The sequence below is a fragment of the Pseudomonas sp. FBF18 genome (assembly GCF_024261405.1).
Classification (GTDB): domain Bacteria; phylum Pseudomonadota; class Gammaproteobacteria; order Pseudomonadales; family Pseudomonadaceae; genus Aquipseudomonas; species Aquipseudomonas palmensis.
In genome coordinates this window covers 22,346-41,422 of record NZ_QKRS01000020.1, presented here as the reverse complement: position 1 = coordinate 41,422, position 19,077 = coordinate 22,346, and the positions used below count along the sequence as shown (strand labels likewise).

16 protein-coding genes and 1 pseudogene are annotated in these 19,077 nt (G+C 62.1%); 9 read left to right on the top strand and 8 right to left on the bottom strand.

Features of this window, described 5'->3' with window-relative positions; genetic code table 11:
* The first annotated feature begins 1 nt into the window (after position 1).
* The 8 genes from DN387_RS23180 (at position 2) to DN387_RS23145 (ending at position 7,354) form a co-directional block, all read left to right on the top strand.
* Positions 2 to 754 carry an SDR family oxidoreductase gene (locus DN387_RS23180; RefSeq protein WP_054915421.1) on the top strand — a complete coding sequence of 251 codons (753 nt, stop codon included), beginning with the start codon at positions 2 to 4 and terminating at the stop codon, positions 752 to 754.
* 79 nt (positions 755 to 833) lie between these two features.
* Entirely contained in the window at positions 834 to 1,919 is a 1,086-nt protein-coding gene (locus tag DN387_RS23175) for an alcohol dehydrogenase (RefSeq protein ID WP_054915422.1), read from the top strand.
* Positions 1,916 to 3,145: an MFS transporter gene (locus tag DN387_RS23170; RefSeq protein ID WP_054915423.1), complete on the top strand. Its 1,230-nt coding sequence runs from the start codon at positions 1,916 to 1,918 to the stop codon at positions 3,143 to 3,145. The genes DN387_RS23175 and DN387_RS23170 overlap by 4 nt, the downstream gene beginning before the upstream one ends.
* Positions 3,146 to 3,203: 58 nt before the next feature.
* A complete protein-coding gene (locus DN387_RS23165) occupies positions 3,204 to 4,109 on the top strand; it encodes a DMT family transporter (protein ID WP_236171667.1) in 906 nt (301 codons plus the stop codon).
* Between the two features lie 295 nt (positions 4,110 to 4,404).
* The gene (locus DN387_RS23160; RefSeq protein ID WP_082405748.1) at positions 4,405 to 4,944 is read left to right on the top strand and encodes an AAA family ATPase; all 540 of its coding nucleotides are present in this window, start codon (positions 4,405 to 4,407) and stop codon (positions 4,942 to 4,944) included.
* Positions 4,945 to 5,060: 116 nt separating this feature from the next.
* Positions 5,061 to 5,681 (top strand): tyrosine-type recombinase/integrase, encoded by a 621-nt coding sequence (locus DN387_RS23155; protein ID WP_054915424.1) that lies wholly within the window; start codon positions 5,061 to 5,063, stop codon positions 5,679 to 5,681.
* A 181-nt stretch (positions 5,682 to 5,862) separates the two neighbouring features.
* A complete protein-coding gene (locus tag DN387_RS23150) occupies positions 5,863 to 6,495 on the top strand; it encodes a hypothetical protein (protein ID WP_054915425.1) in 633 nt (210 codons plus the stop codon).
* A gap of 550 nt (positions 6,496 to 7,045) precedes the next feature.
* The gene (locus DN387_RS23145; RefSeq protein ID WP_054915426.1) at positions 7,046 to 7,354 is read left to right on the top strand and encodes a DUF3077 domain-containing protein; all 309 of its coding nucleotides are present in this window, start codon (positions 7,046 to 7,048) and stop codon (positions 7,352 to 7,354) included.
* A gap of 126 nt (positions 7,355 to 7,480) precedes the next feature.
* Here the strand turns inward: DN387_RS23145 and DN387_RS23140 are convergent, their stop codons facing one another.
* Positions 7,481 to 8,449 carry an AraC family transcriptional regulator gene (locus tag DN387_RS23140; RefSeq protein ID WP_054915427.1) on the bottom strand — a complete coding sequence of 323 codons (969 nt, stop codon included), beginning with the start codon at positions 8,447 to 8,449 and terminating at the stop codon, positions 7,481 to 7,483.
* A gap of 103 nt (positions 8,450 to 8,552) precedes the next feature.
* Between DN387_RS23140 and DN387_RS23135 the strand changes: the two genes are divergently transcribed.
* A complete protein-coding gene (locus DN387_RS23135) occupies positions 8,553 to 9,800 on the top strand; it encodes an MFS transporter (protein WP_054915428.1) in 1,248 nt (415 codons plus the stop codon).
* A gap of 94 nt (positions 9,801 to 9,894) precedes the next feature.
* Here DN387_RS23135 and DN387_RS23130 read toward each other — a convergent pair whose 3' ends face one another.
* The 7 genes and pseudogenes from DN387_RS23130 to DN387_RS23100 form a co-directional block, all read right to left on the bottom strand.
* Positions 9,895 to 10,284, bottom strand: coding sequence for a hypothetical protein (locus DN387_RS23130; RefSeq protein WP_146095038.1), 390 nt, complete (start codon positions 10,282 to 10,284; stop codon positions 9,895 to 9,897).
* Between the two features lie 128 nt (positions 10,285 to 10,412).
* Positions 10,413 to 11,279 carry a transporter gene (locus DN387_RS23125; RefSeq protein ID WP_043862995.1) on the bottom strand — a complete coding sequence of 289 codons (867 nt, stop codon included), beginning with the start codon at positions 11,277 to 11,279 and terminating at the stop codon, positions 10,413 to 10,415.
* An 88-nt stretch (positions 11,280 to 11,367) separates the two neighbouring features.
* On the bottom strand, positions 11,368 to 13,461 hold the full coding sequence (locus DN387_RS23120) for a PQQ-dependent dehydrogenase, methanol/ethanol family (protein ID WP_054915430.1): 2,094 nt from the start codon (positions 13,459 to 13,461) through the stop codon (positions 11,368 to 11,370).
* Between the two features lie 235 nt (positions 13,462 to 13,696).
* The gene (gene paaZ, locus DN387_RS23115) at positions 13,697 to 15,751 is read right to left on the bottom strand and encodes a phenylacetic acid degradation bifunctional protein PaaZ (protein WP_054915431.1); all 2,055 of its coding nucleotides are present in this window, start codon (positions 15,749 to 15,751) and stop codon (positions 13,697 to 13,699) included.
* Between the two features lie 32 nt (positions 15,752 to 15,783).
* The gene (locus DN387_RS23110) at positions 15,784 to 17,025 is read right to left on the bottom strand and encodes an OprD family porin (RefSeq protein WP_054915432.1); all 1,242 of its coding nucleotides are present in this window, start codon (positions 17,023 to 17,025) and stop codon (positions 15,784 to 15,786) included.
* A 31-nt stretch (positions 17,026 to 17,056) separates the two neighbouring features.
* A pseudogene (locus DN387_RS23105) lies at positions 17,057 to 18,619 on the bottom strand (cation acetate symporter); the annotation flags it as partial.
* A complete protein-coding gene (locus DN387_RS23100) occupies positions 18,616 to 18,924 on the bottom strand; it encodes a DUF485 domain-containing protein (protein WP_043863000.1) in 309 nt (102 codons plus the stop codon). The gene DN387_RS23100 and the pseudogene DN387_RS23105, both read right to left, overlap by 4 nt.
* Positions 18,925 to 19,077: the final 153 nt, after the last annotated feature.

Below are 19,077 nucleotides of genomic sequence, written 5' to 3'. Positions count from 1 at the left end.
TATGAGATTGCAAGGTAAAAACGCATTGATCACCGGCGGCGCCAGTGGCATCGGCCTGGTAACCGCCGAACTCTTTCTACGTGAAGGTGCGCGTGTCGCCATCACCGGGCGTGACGCCGCGAAGCTTGCCCAAGCTCGCGCCTCCCTGGGTGGCGATGTCATCACCATCCAGGCCGATGTCCGAGTTTGCGAGGACATGCAGCGCATGGCTCAAGAGGTGTCCGATGCATTTGGCAACGGCGGCCTGGACATCTTTTTCGGCAATGCCGGTGTGGCATATTCGACGCCGCTGCTAAGCACCGACGAGGCTCGCTTTGACGAGCTGATGGCCGTCAATGTGAAAGGCCTGTTCTTCTCCATGCAGGCAATCACCTCCGTGCTTCGTGAAGGGGCCTCGGTGATTTTGAACTCGGCCTGGCTCAACGCCGTTGGCATGGGTGGCTTCTCAGCGCTGGCAGCCAGCAAGTCTGCGGTGCGCTCCTTCGCACGCTCATGGTCGTGCGAGCTGATGGATCGCAAGATCCGCGTTAACGCCGTCAGCCCCGGCGCTATCGATACCCCGATTTTCGAGTTGGAAGGCGCCACCCCTGAGCAACTGGCCGAGACCAAGCGACAAATGTCGTTACGGATCCCTGCGCGCCGCATGGGGGAGCCGCTCGAAGTTGCTCAAGCCGTTCTGTTCCTGGCCAGCGACGAGTCGCACTACATATTGGGCGCCGAAATTGCTGTGGATGGTGGCTTCGCACAGCTCTGACCACCCTGCCCTGTGCCAGCTAAGACGCATGCGTCTTAGTTGGATGTCTTCCCCGTTATCCACTGAAGGAGCGATGACCATGACAACCACCTACCGCGCCATGCAAGTTAGCCGTCCAGGGGTTCTCGAGCTGGTAGAACGTGTAACGCCAACTCCCGGCATTGGGCAGGTACTAATCGAGGTCGAGGCCTGTGGCATTTGTGGCGCTGATGCCGGCGACATCGAGGGCGCCGATCCAACGCTGCAGCCTCCGCGTGTACCTGGCCACGAGGTAGTTGGTCGAATTGCTGCGCTGGGTGAACACGTCCCTTCGATCTGGCGGGTCGGTCAACGGGTGGGCATCGGGCGCCTGGGCGGGCATTGCAATGAGTGCAGCCAATGCCGGCAGGGAAACTTTCAGCTCTGCCAGAACCAGTCCTTCGTTGGTGCCTCCTGCGATGGTGGCTATGCCGAAATGATGATTGCCCGTGCCTCAGGGCTCGTGTCGATTCCAGATGAGTTGAATGCAGAGGAAGCCGCGCCAATTCTTTGCGCGGGTATTGCCACGTTCAACGCGCTGAAGAAGTCCGGGGCTCAGGCCGGCGATACCGTCGCCATTCTTGGTATCGGTGGTCTGGGTCACATGGCGCTGCAGTACGCACGTCGTATGGGCTTTCGTGTGGTCGCCGTTGGCCACGGCAGCGATATCGCGCAGGATGCGATGGATCTCGGCGCTCATGTCTACATCGACTCCAGCAAAGAGGATGCAGTCGAGACGCTGAAGAACATGGGCGGAGCCCATGCCATCGTCACGACCATCGGTGTCCCTGCAGCCGTCTCTGCGCTCATGCCAGGCCTGGCACCGCAAGGCCGTTTGGTACTCCTGGGTGCCGGCAAAGATCCGCTGCCTGTATCCACCGGCCATCTGGTCGTCGGCGAGCGCAGCTTGCTGGGCTCGATCACCGGCACGCCTTACGAGAACGAGAAAACGCTGGATTTCAGTGTGCTGGCTGGCGTGCGTCCAAGAATTGAGGTGATGCCTTTCGAGCGAGCCAATAAGGCCTATCAGCGGATGAAGTCAGGTGACGTCAAATTCCGCATGGTCTTGACCGTCGACCGGAAATACTACAGCTCATCCATCCCGGATGCAGGCAGTGAGCAAGAGAAGAGCACACTGCACCCATGACCAACACCAGTTCCAATATCGCCCTGCAACACAACGACTCCTTGCTGCTTTCTGACAGCGAGCAAAGCGGGAACATCTGGCGGCTATCCATCGCCCAGGCGCTGGCCGGTGCCAATGCGGTGGTGATCTATGCCACCGGAGCCATCGTGGGCGACATACTTGCTCCGTCGCCTGCACTCGCGACGCTGCCAATTTCGATTTTCGTGGTGGGTATGGCTGCCTGCATTTTCCCGATGGGCGCCTTGGCTCGCCGCTATGGCCGGCGTGCTGGGTTCCTGACAGGTACGGGAGCTGGAGTGCTCACTGGGCTGGCGGCCATGCTCGCGGTCATCCTCGGATCGTTCTGGCTGTTCTGCCTGGCGACATTCCTGGGTGGCAGCTACGCGGCAGTAGTTCTGTCATTTCGCTTCGCTGCAGCTGACGGTGTGGCACCAGAGCGACGGGCTCGCGCGCTCTCTCTGGTGATGGCAGGAGGTGTGGCCGCTGGCGTGGTTGGCCCGCAGTTGGTGATTTGGACAATGGATTTCTGGTCGCCTCATCTATTCGCTGCCACCTTCCTGATACAGGCCGTTGTCGCTGCACTATCAGCCTTGATACTGCTCGGAGTGAAGTTGCCCATGCCGACCGCTGCCGAGCTTGAGGGAGGCCGTTCACTCAGCGCGATTGCTCGGCAGCCACGCTTCATCGCGGCGGTCATTTGCGGCTCTGTCTCGTACTTTTTGATGAGCTTCCTGATGACGGCAGCGCCATTGGCGATGCATCACTGCGGGCTCTCCCAGGCCTCGGCCAACCTGGGGCTGCAGTGGCACGTCATCGCCATGTATGCCCCCAGCTTCTTCACTGGCCAGCTGATTACTCGCTTCGGTGCCATACGGGTCGCGACGTTCGGCTTGGCGTTGACGGGGCTGTCTGCCGCCGTTGGTTTGAGCGGCATCGAGGTCATGCACTTCCATTGGTCTCTGATCCTGCTCGGACTGGGCTGGAATTTCGGATTCCTGGGAGCGTCCTCACTCGTCATGGAGTGCCACCGCCCGGAAGAGAAAACGCGTGTGCAATCGCTCAATGACTTCATCGTGTTCGGATCTATGGCGATTGGATCGTTTGCCTCTGGGGGCCTGCTGGCGTCGTTCGGTTGGGCCGTTGTTCTCTGGTTCTCATTGGTGCCGCTTGCACTGGCATCGGTGGCACTCGCTGCGACGGTGCGTAAGCCCGAGAAAGTCATTTAGAGACAGCGTCACCAGCTTGAACACATTGACGAATTCATCAATAAGAAGAGGTAGGTGTATGGATGCGAAGAAGAGCGGTCATGATGAAGGGCTAATGCTTGTTGTCGCCATGACTAGCTTGGCCATGGTGGCGTTTTCAGCCAACTCACTGCTGACGCGAGCGGCATTCCAGACCACCGCTATCGACGCTACATCGTTCACAGCCATCCGGGTGATTTCTGGTGCGCTGACCCTGTTGGTCATAGCGATGCTGCAGGGCGCAAAGCTGAAGCCCAGTCGAACAGGCTGGTGGTCAGCTGTCTTGCTATTTACCTACGTAGCAGCGTTCTCCTTCGCTTACCGTGATATCAGCACCGGCGCAGGCGCGTTGGTGCTGTTCGCCTCGGCTCAGTTGCTGATGATCTCCTACGGATACTGCAAAGGGGAGCGAACAAGTTTATTGGGTGTCCTGATTGCTCTAGGCGGGATTGCAGCCTTTCTTGCACCCACCGCCTCGGCGCCATCGTTATCAGCCGCTGCGCTGATGGCCGTGGCTGGATTCGCCTGGGGCGGTTTTTCTCTGCTGGGTCGATCCTCTGATTCGCCCATATCCAACACGGCTGCCAGCTTCCTGTGGGCCGTTCCCCTTGTGTTGATTTTGATGTTTGTCCAGCGCGAACACCTGAGTGTCGATACTATGGGTATTACCTATGCAGTGCTTTCAGGTAGCTTGGCATCGGCCGGTGGTTACGCAATCTGGTACTGGGTTCGTGTCCGCATGACCGCTATCAGCGCAGGCGCTGTGCAACTGTCGGTGCCGGTGCTGAGTGCCGTGCTCGGTGTGCTGATTCTCAGCGAGGAGATCTCGTGGATCGGAGGGATATCGGCGGTGATCACTCTGGGAGGTGTTGCCTGGGTCACGCTGACTGCAAAGGCGGGACAGCAGGGACGTAGCTCGGCGGGTGCAGAGGATGCGATCCGATAGTCCCTGCCTAGCGGAAGGCATTGTTCCATGCTCGCTACGCAGGCACTCCTGGGCATCGCTGGATTCGTGAGCAGTTGCGTCTACTGCTTAATGATCCGGATCGTACGAGCCAGTCATCGCTTATCTGGTGAGCGTCTGCTATTGGCCGATAGAGGTCATTCCCGAACGGTTGCTATCGACCCAAAGCGGACCGTCACGACAATCAAGTCTTGGCTTGCTGCCTGTTGACGGGGTTGGAGGTTGGCGTAAAATCGCCGCCCCCAAAAAATAGCGCGTATGGCGAGAAGGAGCTTAGATGCAGCGGGTGATGATTATTGGTCAACCTGGGTCGGGCAAAAGCACTTTGGCGCGTGAGCTTGGTCTGCGCACGGGCTTACCTGTCGTTCATATAGACACTATCCACTGGCAGCCAGGGTGGGTTGAACGAAGCCGGGACGAGAAAACACGCCTTTGTTCCGAGGTCGAGGCTCGTGATCGCTGGATATTCGAAGGCGGCCATTCCGTTACTTGGGAGAATCGGGTAGCGCGCGCAGATCTTTTGATATGGATTGATCGTTCGGCGACGCTTCGATTTTGGCGCGTGCTGTTAAGAACGCTGATTCAGCGCGGCAGCTCTCGGCCCGATTTGCCGGACAACTGCCCCGAACTGCTGGCGAATCTGCCAGAGTTTTTGAGATTTATGTGGCGGACGAAAAAAACAGCGCGAGTGAATATGCAGCAGCTGGTGGCGACGGCGCCATCAACATGCCGCGTCGTTCGGCTGCGCTCTAATCGAGATACCAACGTGTTTCTTTCGAGCATTGGCTATTTGAGCGGTCAGATTCCACGAGATTGATCGACGGCTGACGGCTGCGGTATGGAAACTACCGATTGCGAGCGGCTGCTACTGGCCGGTTAGCGACTGCTGCTCTGGTTAACCATCCTTGTCCTCCCACACGTGGAGGATTTGCTATGAACATCATCGTAACCTGCGGCCGTCAGCCCTGGAACAAAGGAAAATTGGTCGGGCAGAAAGCCCCCCTCCGACTGAGAGATATCTGGGCTATCCGAGTAAGGCTTCAAATTGGAGAGAGAACCCGTGACCTGGCTCTCTTCGATCTGGCCATAGACAGCAAGCTTCGAGCCTGCGACTTAACCAAGCTCTGTGTGCGCGACGTTGCCCATGGCGAACAGGTGTCCTCACGAGCCATGGTGATGCAGCAGAAAACGCACCGGCCAGTCCAGTTCGAGATTACTGAACAAACACGGTCCGCTGTCGCGGCTTGGATACATCAGGCCCAGCTACGCAGCGAGGACTGCCTTTTCCCTAGCCGACTGCATACCTCAGACCATCTATCCACTCGGCAGTACGCTCGCATCGTCAAAGGCTGGGTGAAGGCCGTTGGCCTTGATCCAGCCATGTATGGCACTCATACGATGAGACGTACGAAGGCATCGCTTATCTATCGCAGGACGAAGAACCTGCGGGCGGTTCAACTGCTGCTCGGCCATACGAAGCTGGAAAGCACCGTTCGATATTTGGGGATTGAGGTCGATGACGCTCTGGAGATGGCAGAACAGACCGAGGTTTGATCATGCATAGCGGCGGTCTAAGCCAGACCGTCGCTAACCGGCCAAAAGCGGTCATACGACGCGTCTACAAGCGGGGCAATTCAATTGATGAGGTTGATTTTGCCATTAGATAAATTTACAACTCTACCGTGCACTGGCTAGAATCAAGTAAACTTAAAAAAACCATGCCCTGGGCGAGCTCATGAAAAGTATCAACATTGCATATATCCTGTTCGGCTCCGCGCTTTCTTTAAAAGTGATGGCGAGCGGGCTAGACGTCGAGCACACACTAATTGAGCATCGCTGGTACACTTTTGAAGACGTGATAGAAAAGAGAAAAATATACAACAGGGTGGATATTTCGCGAGGGTACATTGAATACCATTTCGAGGGTGATGAATATAAACCCAAGCAGCCAGAAGAGAAATTGACGCCCCGACAAAAATTCTATTCCAACCATGGCAGCGTTGGAACATACGCGGCTGCTGATTATGAGACCGCGCTAGACAAGGAGTGCATAGATGTTGTCTCCGGTTCTTTAGGATCATTTATAGGCGACTATGAAAACTCCAAAAGACCTGACAGACAAAAATACAAGCGCACCGTTGTTGGCATAAAATCCTTAATGTACAAAGGCCCTGAGTATAACTTCAAGAGCCCTTCATCCTGGTCGCCTGCAGTGTTGCCCAAGAACAACAAAAGTCTTCTTTGTGAAATTTATGAAGTCAAGAGCAAAGAAAGTGATGTGAAATACATTGTTTATGCTGCTTCAGTGGCAACCGCTATGTTTGACGAAATTCATACGGCCCCATTGCCAGGTAACAAGGTCGAGTAATTAAAGGTCTTCGCACTCATGCTGCGGCGCCCACTGCTGCGGCATTGGCCGAATGCGGCCCTTCGTGAATGGCTGCTGTGGGTTGTTAGCGGTCTTTCACCAAAGACCGCATACGGCCAGAATCTCTAGCTGCCGCAACAGACTGCAACGTATTGGTCAGCCTCAAGCGCAGGCCACTCTGCGCGCCTCAAACCTTTGAATTCAAAAGCAAGCCAGATCGTCAAAATGAATGCATCAGCTCTCAGACGGTAACGCCTCGTCCTTCCCTCAGCCAGAAACTTGAATCCCCACCCCAACCCCGTTAACCTTGCTCAGTCGCTGTAAATCCAGCGTCCAGGTTTGGTCACCTGAGATAAATCAAGGCGCACAAAGCGCCGCATCCGAATCAGTGGCGCTTTTTTGTGTCTGCTGTTTCGTGTTATGGCGGCTGTGCGTGGGGCGCATTCGTGCGCGCCGGGTTCCTTGATTCCCGGTTGACCAACCTGCGTACAGCCGCCACCCATCGTTTGGTCACGATGCTGGTCGGCTCCACCAATCAAGGAGCTGCACAATGACAAAAATCGTCCCTGATCCCCCGCTCACCAACACCCCGCGCAAACCCGCCTACACCTCCTTCGGCTGTTGCCACGGCGATCACCCTCCCCTGTTTTCCGTGCGCGAAGACATCAAGCTCGAAGATGCGCTGGTCTACCTGTCGATCATGATCCAGTGTGCAAGGGACACCACCGCACAAGCCTGCGAACGCGCCGATGAGCAGTTCAAAAGCCTGCTGATGGCCTCGCAACATTCGCTGGAATTGAGCAACGCATTGATCGAGTCGGTGCTTGATGGCATGGAGGCCAAAGCGGTCAGTAGTTGATGACGCAACACACGGGCCGCACACGCGGCCTATCGAAAGCAAAGAGGTGCGAGCGACCGCGTTCGGCCTTGTCTCAAATAGTGCCAAGGCCGCCCAAGATGGCCCACTCGCCCATCCCACTCAGTTTCAGACGGCAGCCGACTGCCTTAACCTGCGACTCAACCCAGGCGTCTTACCCGTAACACGCTTGAACGCCCGACTGAACGCCGCCTGAGACGTATAGCCCAAACGCTGCGCAACCTCTTCAATTGGCAACCTTTCCAGCGTCAGCCACTGGCTGGCAAGCCGCATTCGCACTTCGGTGACGTAGCGCAGCGGGGTCATGCCAATCGTCAATTGAAAACGCTCCGCAAAGACCGAGCGGGACGTATTGCATTGCTCCGCCAACTGCTCGACGGTCCAGTCGCGGCCCGGTTGTTGATGCAGCGCCAGCAGTGCACCGGCCAGGCGCGGATCGCGCAGGGCGGCAACCAGGCCAGAGGCGTTACCGCAGGCGCACTCGACCCAACCTCGAACGACCATGGCGGCGACCACGTCGGCCAATCGCGCGAGGATGCCGGCGAAGCCGATGCGTGCGGCGCTGACCTCGCGCTCCATGGTGGTGAGAATAGGCACCAGCCCTGGGTAACGCTGGCCGCCGGCATCAATCAGCATCAGGCCCGGCATCAGCTTGCCAAGGCCATGCAGGCTGCCCAATTCGAACTCCATGCAGCCACTGAACAAAAGCGTGGCCGGCATGGCGCCGGCCTCGGTTCCGGTGTCCACCGCGCTGACGGCGTCGCCCAGAGGCTCGCCGTCCAGAAGGTCGATTTGCTGCACGGGCACCTGTGTATCCGAGAGCAATTGATGGGCCGCGCCATGGGAGATGAAGACGGCGTTACCGGCGCACAGCGCATAGGTTGTGCCGTCTTCCATGCGCAGCACCGCGTTGCCGACCGCCAGGAAGTGGAACCAGGCATGCCCGGGTTTGGCAGCGAAGCCCAAGCCGAAGGCCGGGCCCGCCTGGATACGCCGGTAGTCGACACCGCGCAGGCGCATGCCGCGCAACAGCTCGTTGATGAGATCGGAAGAGAAGGCAGATGGGTCCGTCGGCATGATTCAGGTGTTCTGGTCAAAAAATCGAGTTTTTCGATCATAGATCATCCGGATTCTCGCGCCTAGACTGCGGGTCGCAATTGAAGATTGGGAGATCCGTGCAATGACTGACCTTGTTTGCAATGCCGTACCCGACAGCCGTCCCGGCGCCGGGCCGGATGCAGAACCTGCAACCCCCGCGTGGATGGCTGTGTTCTCGCTGGCCATGGGCGTGTTCGGCTTGCTGACCGCGGAGTACCTTCCGGCCAGCCTGTTGACGCCGATGGCGACCGAGCTGGGGGTATCCGAAGCGCTGGCTGGCCAGGCGGTAACGGTGACAGCCGTGGTGGCGCTGTTCGCCGGCCTGTTGGTGCCAGGCCTGACTCGCAGTATCGATCGCCGCTGGGTGTTGCTGGCTTTTTCCACGTTGATGATCGCGTCCAATCTGTTGGTCGCCGCTTCCTCCAGTTTCGTGGTGCTGTTGCTGATGCGTATCTTGCTGGGCATCGCGCTTGGCGGGTTCTGGAGCATGGCGGCGGCGGTGGCGATGCGTCTGGTGCCGGGGGCTTTGTTGCCGCGAGCGCTCTCGATCATTTTCAGTGGCATCGCCATCGGGACGGTGGTTGCGGTCCCGCTGGGTAGTTATCTGGGTGGGCTATATGGCTGGCGCAGCGCGTTCTTTGCAGCGGCGGCGGTGGGGGTGGTGACCCTGGCGTTCCAGTCAATCACGCTGCCGAGCCTTGCGCCGCGCCGCCCGGCACGCCTGCGCACGGTGCTTGAAGTATTGCTGCGCCCAGGCATTGCCATGGGGATGTTCGGTTGTGTGCTGGTGCACAGCGGCCACTTCGCGATGTTCACGTATGTTCGGCCATTCCTCGAAGGCACGACCGGCATTGGCCCGCAAGGGCTGTCGCTGATGTTGCTGGGTTTTGGTGTGGCGAACTTTGTCGGCACCCTGGTGGCCGGGTGGATGCTTGCTCGTTACCCGCTGGCCACCCTGGTGTCGATGCCCGCGCTGGTGGGCGTTGCGGCACTGGCGCTGGTCCTGTTGCCGGCGTCGGTGCCAGGGCAGGCCGTACTGCTGGCGGTGTGGGGCCTGGCCTTTGGCGGTGTGCCGGTGGCGTGGTCGAACTGGGTCGCCAACGCGGTCCCTGACCAGGCGGAAAGCGCCGGGGGCATGGTGGTAGCGTCGGTACAGTCGGCCATCGCCACAGGCGCAGCCGCGGGTGGGGCAATGTTCAGCCTCGGTGGCAGCGCAGGCGTATTCGTGGCGGCGGCCGTGCTGATGCTGCTGGCCGCGGTGCTGATTGCACTGCGGGTGCGAGTACCTTCGGTAGAGGGCGCTGTGCTGAACCGGTCGGCGCGCCACTGATGATTCAGCTCTGCGGCGCGATCCGCGATAGCGCCTTGCGCGCCGCCCTCCCCTTGGTCGATACACGCCAGGCGACGCGGCAGCGAAGAATCGGTCAGCGGCCCCGGGGGCTATCTGCGAGCCAGTAATAGTCTGGCCAGTAAGGCCAGACATGGCGGTCGCGATGCACATGCTTGAGCGACAGGGTCTGGCCCGGGTGAAAGTGATCAGCCGGGTACTGACCTGACAACAGCACGGTGCGCGTTGTTGCGATCAGCGACTGGCAATAGTCACGCGCGGCTTTGTCGGCCCCCAGCACCTGACTGTGCGCAATTGAAAAGCCGAAGGCCGTCATCGGATGCCCGTCATTTTTCAGCCGGGTGAAGACAGGGGTCGGCTGCCGATACTCGGCAACGGGAACGATCTTGCCACCCAGTTGGCAGGCGAACTCCTGGGCCAACAGCGGTGGGCAGACAAGCAGCAGCAGGCACAGTTTGAGCTTCATGTTCACGTCACAGTTCAAGTGTCCGGCCCGGCGCGTGGCGACTGACAGGCCCAAGCCACGCAGTCTAAGCCCGGCCATGGCGTGTGACCACACCGGGTGCCCCTCACCCGGTGTGCGTCAGGCTCGCCTCAGTAGATATACGCCAACCTGAACTGCAGCGAATGGTCGGTCATCGGCCCCGAGCGCACGTCCACATCCCGCCAGTACTGCCCCATCACCTGCCACTGCTTGCCCAGCATCGTGGTCGCCGACAGCCCGACCGTGCCGTTGTTGTGGCTGGTTTCCAGGGTCTGCCCGTCCAGCGTCTCGCGCGAGCCCCAGTTGTGCCGGTACGACAGCGCCACCGAGGTGGCCGGGGTGAAGTTGTAGCGCAGGTGGTTGTGCAGCTGGATCAGCGGGTCACGGTGCGCACCGGTGTCGCGCTGCTCCTGGTAGAACTCGGTCTCGGCGATCACGTCCCACGTCCAGCGTTCGTTGAAGCCGTGCACATAGCCCACCTGGAAGTCCGCCGCCCAGCGGTTGCCGCTCAGGGCAAAGCCCTGGTTCTTGTCGGCGCCGGTGGGCGCGGTGACGAACAGCGACCAGCCCAGGTGGCGGTTGCGCTCCATGTCGGCCAGGCTCCACACCGTGGCGCCGAAGGTGATGTCGCCCAGGCCGCTGTTCTTCTGGCCGGTGGCGCCGATTTCCTGATGGCCGTAGGGGATGATGATCTGCGGGTCCCAGATCAGGCCGGTGTTGAAGAACTCGGTGAAGTGCACCAGACGCAGCACGCCCACGGTCAGGTCCAGGTCGAGGTTGTCGGCGGCGCGCTTGCCGCCCATGTACGAGCGGTCGATGCGCGGGTTCTGCTGGTACAGCAAGGCCAGGTCGGTGCCCGGTGGCAGCGCGGCATAGTCGCCGGAGTCGGGGCGTACATCGGCCAGCGCGGGGCTGGCGCACAGGGCAAGGAACAGCGAGCACGGCAATGCGCCGCCTTTGTGCAAAAGCGCTTTCATGGGGGTCACCTGTCTACCGGTTAATTGTTATTGGAACGGGTTGAGGCTGCCCCGCTCGCACGCCTGGCGAGCGGGGTCGAGGGGTGGCTTACTGCGCCGCAGTGGCGTCGGCGGCGGCGCGCAGGTCAAGGCTGCGCTTGATGATGTATTGCTGGATCAGTTGCATCTGCGGCATGTCCAGCACCCCGGCAAAGCTCGGCATGCCCTTGCTCATGAACGCACCGCTGACGATGCCGACGAAGGCCTGGTGCTTGTCCGGGCTCAGGTAGCGCAGGTCGGGGATCACCCCGCCGCTGGCGGCGTTGAGGCCGTGGCAGGCACCGCACATGCCGTTGAACAGGGTGCGGCCCTGGGCGATTTCATCCGCCGAGGCGGTCAGCGCGGGCACTTGCGGTGGCAGCACCGGCGCCTTGCGCGGCGGCGGCAGTTCGCCCTTGGCGCCGAGCTTGAACACCAGCACGCGGGACTCTGGCTGGACCTTGCCCTTGTCGGTCAGGCCGCCTGCGATCAGCGGCATGATGCCGCCCCAGCCGGCCATGAACGCCACGTACTGCTCGCCCTTGACCTCATAGGTGACCGGCCCGCCGAGCACGCCGGAGTTGGCGCGGTGCTCCCACAACTGCTTGCCCTTGTCGGCGCTGAAGGCCATGACGCGGCCGTCCGAGGTGCCCTGGAACACCAGGTTGCCGGCGGTGCTGAGGGTGCCGCCGTTGCCGGACTCGACATAGTCGTGGGTCCAGGCGGCCTGCTGTTTGACCGGGTCCCAGGCAATCAGGTGGCCGCGCCAGGCGCTGCGGATCTGGTTGAACACTTTCGGGTCTTCCGGCAGGTCGGGCACGTCCAGGCCGAAGTTGACCACCGACTTGGTCGGCAGGAACAGCGGCTTGTCGGCGGCCTTGAGTTCGGCCACGGTGTCCTGGGCCGGGATGTACACATAGCCGGTGTTGGGGTTGTACGACATCGGGTGCCAGCTGTGGCCGCCGAGGAAGCTTGGCTGTATCACCTTCGGCGCCTTGGCGTAGTCGGCCTGGTCGGTGAGGATGGGGCGCCCGGTCTTGGGGTCCAGGCCGCTGGCCCAGTTCACCTGCACGAAGTTGTTGCCCGAGATGAATTCGCCGTTGGTGCGGTCGATCACATAGAAGAAGCCGTTCTTGGGTGCCTGCATCAGCACCTTGCGGGTCTTGCCGTCGATCTGGATGTCGGCCAGCACGATCTGCTGGGTGGCGGTGAAGTCCCAGCGATCGCCGGGCGTCACCTGGAAGTGCCACACGTATTCGCCGGTTTCCGGGCGCAGCGCGACGATCGACGACAGGTACAGGTTGTCGCCCTCGCCCTGGCTGCGGAACTGGTAGTTCCACGGCGAGCCGTTGCCGGTGCCGACGTACAGCAGGTCCAGCTCGGGGTCGTAGGACATCGAGTCCCACACCGTGCCGCCACCGCCCCACTTGACCCAGCCATTGCCCTTCCAGGTTTTCATGGCCTTGGCCATGGCCTCGTTTTCCGGTGGCAGCGCCGGGTCGCCGGGCACGGTGAAGAAGCGCCAGGCCTGCTTGCCGGTATCGGCATCGTAGGCGGTGATATAGCCGCGCACGCCGAACTCGGCGCCGCCGTTGCCGATCAGCACCTTGCCTTTGACGATGCGCGGGGCGCCGGTGATGGTGTAGCTCTTGTTGGGGTCCAGAACGGTGTCGACGCTCCACACCTCCTTGCCGGTGGCCGCATCGAGGGCGATCAGGCGCCCATCGAAGCTGCCCACGTAGACCTTGCCCTGCCACACGGCCACACCGCGGTTGACCACGTCGCAGCAGCCCTGGCTGAGTTTTTCCATGGGGATCTTGGGGTCGTACTTCCACAGCGGTTTGCCGCTGGCGGCGTCGAAGGCATACACGATGCTGAAGGCACCGGTGGTGTACATCACGCCGTCGACCACGATGGGGGTGGCTTCGGTACCGCGATCGATATCGAGCTTCTGCGTCCAGGCCAGGCCAAGCCCGGCGACGTTCTGGTCGTTGATGCGGGTCAGCGGGCTGAAGCGTTGTTCGTCGTAGGTACGCCCGTGGGCGAGCCAGTTGGCGGCGTCTTGGTTGGCGTTGAGCAGTCGGTTGGCGTCGATGTTGCCGGGCGTGCCGGCGTGGGCGAGCGTTGACACGTAGAGCACGGCAAGCGGCATCAAGCGTTTCATTTTTTATTGTTATCCCGTTCTGGGTGGATCAATGAGTGGCGTGGCAGGCCATGACGGGATTAGAGCAAAGTCGGAGGGGGTAAAGCGCTTGCGTGTGTGCCAGGTATTTTTGTGTGCGTGCCATATTGCGGAGGCTGCTGCGTAGCCCATCGCGGGTCAAGCCCGCTCCCACAGGGATGGCGATAATCCTTGTGGGAGCGGGCTTGACCCGCGATCGAGCGCGCAGCGCTCGGCGTTACACCGGGCGCTTGAGCACCAGCGTCAGGATGTCGTAGCTGGCCACCAGCTCACCCAGCTGGTTGGTCACTTCCACATCCCACGCCACCACCCCTTGCGGCTGGCCCAGCGGGCTGGATTTGCCCTGGTCGATCTTGCGCTTGCAGGTCAGGCGCGCCTGGATGGTGTCGCCAATGCCCACCGGGCTGATGAAACGCAGGGTGTCCAGGCCATAGTTGGCCAGCACCGGCCCCTCGCCCGGCGACACGAACAGCCCCGCCGCCGCCGACAGCACGAAGTAGCCATGCGCAATGCGCTTGCCGAACTGCGACTGCCTGGCCGCAATGTCGTCGAAGTGCATGTAGAAATGATCCCCCGACAGGCAGCCGAAGTTCACCAGGTCCGCCTCGGTCACGGTACGCCGATGGGTCAGCAGCGACTCGCCGATGCGCAGCTCTTCGAAGTGACGACGGAACGGGTGCACCTCGCTCTCGAACACCTGGGCACCGCGCACATACTCGCCGGTCACCGCCATCAGCATGCTCGGCGAACCCTGCACTGCCGCACGCTGCAGGTAGTGCTTGACCGCCCGCAGCCCGCCCAGCTCTTCACCGCCACCGGCACGCCCAGGGCCACCGTGCTTGAGCTGCGGCAAAGGCGAACCGTGCCCGGTGGACTCCGCCGCCGCCTCGCTATCGAGGATCAGCAACCGACCGTGCCAGGCCGCAGCCACCGGAATGGCCTTGGCTGCCACCTCGCGGTCGGCGGTCACCAGGCTGGCCACCAGGCTGCCCTTGCCACGCGCGGCCAGCGCCAGCGCTTCGTCCAGGTCGTGGTAGGCCATCAGCGTGCTCACCGGGCCGAAGGCCTCGATGTCGTGGGCACCGCCGTCGGCATGCGGGTCGCGTGCCTGCAGCAGGGTCGGCGCAAAGAACGCCCCTTCGCTCACGCCCTCGCCCCGAGGCTCGAAACCATCGCTGGCACCGAACAGCTGGTCGCAGCTCTGCAGCAGGCTGCGCACCCGCTCGCCCACATCGCGCTGCTGGTCATGGGAAGCCAGCGCGCCCATGCGCACGCCCTCCACCGACGGGTCGCCCACCACCACCTTGCTCAGGCGCTCGCGCAGGCGCGTGGCCACGGCGTCCAGGTGCTTGGCCGGCACGATGGCGCGGCGGATGGCGGTGCACTTCTGCCCCGCCTTGGTGGTCATCTCGCGCACCACTTCCTTGATGTACAGGTCGAACTCGGCATCGTCCGGCTTCACGTCCGGGCCCAGGATCGCGCAGTTGAGCGAGTCGGCCTCGGCGGTGAACGGCACCGAGTGGCGGATCAGGTTCGGGGTCACCCGCAGCTTGGCCGCGGTATCGGCAGAACCGGTGAAGGTCACCACGTCCTGGCCTTGCAGGCGGTCGAGCAGGTCGCCGGTGCTGCCCACCACCAGTTGCAGGCTGCCGGCCGGCAGCAGGCCGGACTCATCCATCAGGCGCACCACCGCCTCGGTCAGGTAGCTGGTGGAGGTGGCTGGCTTGACGATGCACGGCATGCCGGCCAGAAAGGTCGGCGCGAACTTTTCGAGCATGCCCCAGATCGGGAAGTTGAACGCGTTGATGTGCACCGCAAGCCCCGCACGCGGCACCAGGATGTGGCTGCCGGCGAAGGTGCCCTGCTTGCCCAGCGGGATGGCCGGGCCTTCGTGCAGCAGGTTGCCCGAGGGCAGTTCGCGGCTGCCGATGCCGGCATAGGCGAACAGCGTGGCGTTGCCGCCCTCGATGTCGATCCAGCTGTCGGCGCGGGTTGCGCCGCTGTGGTGGGACAGTGCGTAGAGCTGTTCCTTGCGCTCGGCCAGGTACAGCGCCAGGGCCTTGAGCCGCGCGGCACGCTGCTGGAAGTCCATCGCCATCAGGCTGCGCAGGCCCTCACGGCGCGCATGCTCGATGGCTTCGGCAAAGTCGGGCCGCTCTTCATGGCTGTACGCCAATACGTGCCCGTCCAGGGCGCTGCGCAGCGGCTGCGCGCCATGCTGGCCGAGCCAGCGGCCGGCGATGAAGCTTTGCAAGGTTGGGGCAACAGACATGAGGTGTCCTCCGGTTCTTTTAAGGGGCGCGCTTACCACAGCGCCAGGGTGTAGCCGATGATCAGGCGGTTCTCGTCCAGGCTGTTGGTCAAGCCGTTGCCTGAGCGGAAGGTGACGTTGCGCCAGCGCAGGCTGACGTTCTTCAACGGGCCGCTCTGCACCACGTAGGTGATGTCGGTGTCGCGTTCGCGCTCGCGGCCGTTGTCCACGGTCGCGGTCCTGGCATGACGCCCGTCGGTGTAGCGGGTCATGAAGCTCAGGCCCGGAATGCCCAGGGCGACGAAGTCGTAGTCGTAGCGCAGTTGCCAGGAGTCGAGCCCGGCGCGGGTGTAGGTGTTGTAGGTCACCAGGTTGACGGTGTACGGGTCGCCGCCGTTGAGGAACGGGAAGGCGCTGTCGCCCGACATCTGCTGGAAGGTGGCACTGACCTTGTGCGCGCCGCTGGCCAGGGTGAACATGCCGTTGAAGTTGCGGTTTTCGATGCGCCCTGCCCGCTCGGCGCCGTCGCCACGGCTGTCGAAATAGCGCAGGTCGCTGCGCAGGCTCAGGCCCTCGCCCAGCGGCTGGGTGTGCACCAGGCCGACGAACTGCTGACGGTAGATCTGGTCGAGCTTGGCGTAGTAGTAGGTCAGGTTCAGTTGCGGGGTGAAGGCATAGGTGCCGCCACCAAAATCGAAGCGGTCGCTGCTGGCCGCGCCGTAGCCGATGTCGTCGCGGCTGGAGGAATCGCGCAGGTTGGCCTTGGTCAGCCGCCCGGCGTTGAACGTCAGGCCGTCGATCTCCTGGCTGGTCAGCAGGCCGCCCTGAAAGCTGGCGGCCAGCAGGCGGGTGTCGTTGTACACCACCACCGGCAGGATCGGCTGCAAGGTACCCAGGCGCAGCACGCTCTTTGAGGCGCGCAGCTTGGCGGTCAGGCCCAGCTCGCTGTAGTCGTCGGCCGGTTCCAGGCTGTCGGGCCCGAACGGCAGCAGCCCGGTGCCGCGCCGATCACGGCTGGAGTCGAGCTTGATGCCCAGTTGCCCCATGGCGTCGACGCCTACCCCGATCGGGCCATCGGTGAAGCCGGACTCGAACTTCACGGTAAAACCCTGGGCCCACTCCTCGGCCTTGGATTGCGGCGCGTTGCTCTGGCGAAAATCGCGGTTGATGTAGTGGTTGCGCAACTCGACCTTGGCATGGCTGTCGTCGATGAAGTCGGCCAGGGCCGGCGTGGCGACCAGGGGCAAGGCGAAGCCGGCCAGCAGCGAAGCCGGCATGAAGCGAATGTGGTTCATTATTTTTATACCCGACAATCGTTTTGGTTTATTAGTGTTTGCTTGCGCCTGCGGCACCGATGCCGGTCATCGAGCGGATGAACTGCGCCAGGTAGCGGCCGCGTTCCTGCGCTGCCCGCTCCGAGGTGTCGGTGACCGAGAACACCCATGCGCCCAGGAACGCCAGGCTCATGGAGAACAGCGCCGGGTTGCTGTAGGGGAACAGCGCCGTTTCGTTGTGCAGCACGTTGACCCACACCGCCGGGCTGAGCACCAGCAGCACGATGGCCGAGACCAGCCCGCTCATGCTGCCGATCACCGCGCCACGGGTGGTCAGGCCCTTCCAGTACATCGAGAGGAACAGCACCGGGAAATTCACCGAGGCGGCAATCGCCAGCACCAGCCCGGACAGGAACGCGATGTTCTGCGACTCGAACATCAGGCCCAGGATGATCGCCAGCACGCCGATGGCCAGGGTGGCGATGCGCGACACGCGCATCTCTTCCTTCTCGGTGGCCTGGCCCTTGCGGATCACGCAGGCGTACAGGTCGTGGGACACCGCCGAGGCGCCGGACAACGCCAGCCCGGCCACCACTGCCAGGATGGTGGCGAAGGCCACGGCCGAGATGAAGCCCAGGAACAGGTTGCCGCCCACGGCCTGGGCCAGGTGCACGGCGATCATGTTGCCGCCGCCGATGATCGCGCCGTTGACGTCGCGGTAGCTTGCGTCGGTGCCGACCATCACGATGGCGCCGAAGCCCACCATGATCAGTAGCAGGTAGAAGTAGCCAATGAAGCCGGTGGCGTAGAACACGCTCTTGCGCGCTTGCTTGGCGTCACTCACGGTGAAGAAGCGCATCAGGATATGCGGCAGCCCGGCGGTGCCGAACATCATGCCCAGGCCCAGGGAAATCGCGTCGATGGGGTTGGACAGCAGCCCGCCCGGGGCCATGATCGCGGTGCCCTTGGCGTGCACCTCGGTGGCGGCGCTGAACATCGCCTCGGTGCTGAAACCAAAGTGCTTGAGCACCATGAACGCCATGAAGCTGGTGCCCGAGAGCAGCAGCACGGCCTTGATGATCTGTACCCAGGTGGTGGCGAGCATGCCGCCGAAGGTCACGTAGAACACCATCAGCACGCCCACCAGCATCACCGCATACAGGTAGCTGATGCCGAACAGCAGCTCGATCAGCTTGCCGGCGCCGACCATCTGCGCCACCAGGTACATCAGTGCCACGGTCAGGGTGCCCAGGGCCGAGGTCAGGCGTACCGGGGTCTGGTCCAGGCGGTACGACACCACGTCGGCGAAGGTGTACTTGCCCAGGTTGCGCAGGCGCTCGGCAATCAGGAACAGGATGATCGGCCAGCCGGCCAGCACGCCCAGGGCGTACAGCAGGCCGTCATAGCCGTTGAGGAACATCATCGCGGAAATGCCCAGGAACGAGGCGGCGCTGATCATGTCGCCGGCGATGGCCAGGCCGTTCTGAAAGCCGGTAAGGCCGCCGCCTGCGGTGTAGAAGTCACTGGCCGAACGGGTGCGCTGTGCGGCCCAGCGGGTGATGCCCAGGGTGAACACGACGAACAGCAGGAACATGCTGATGGCTGTCCAGTTCATTTCGCGCACTCCTGGCGGACCTTGTCGTTGAGCGGGTCGAGCACGTTGTTGGCGCGGTACACGTAGATCCCGGTGAGGCCGAAGGACACCAGCACCACCAGCACGCCGACCAGCATGCCGACGGTGGTCACGCCGCCGCTGAGCGATTGCCCCAGGGTGCTGGGGGAGAACGCCACCAGCAGCACGAAGCCGTAGTAGATGACCAGCATGGCCAGGGTCAGCGACCAGTTCAGGCGCTGCTTGCGCCGTACCAGTTGCTTGAAGTCGGGGTGCTTGCAGATGCTGTCGATGTCTTCGGGGGTCATTGGGGCGCTCTCTTGGTGTTGTTGTTTTAGTTTTCAGGGCACACAGGTGTTGCGGTGTTCGGGCGGGCCTCATCGCGGGTCAAGCCCGCTCCCACAGGGTCTGCACTCTCCTCAAGACCGGTGCTGTACCTGTGGGAGCGGGCTTGACCCGCG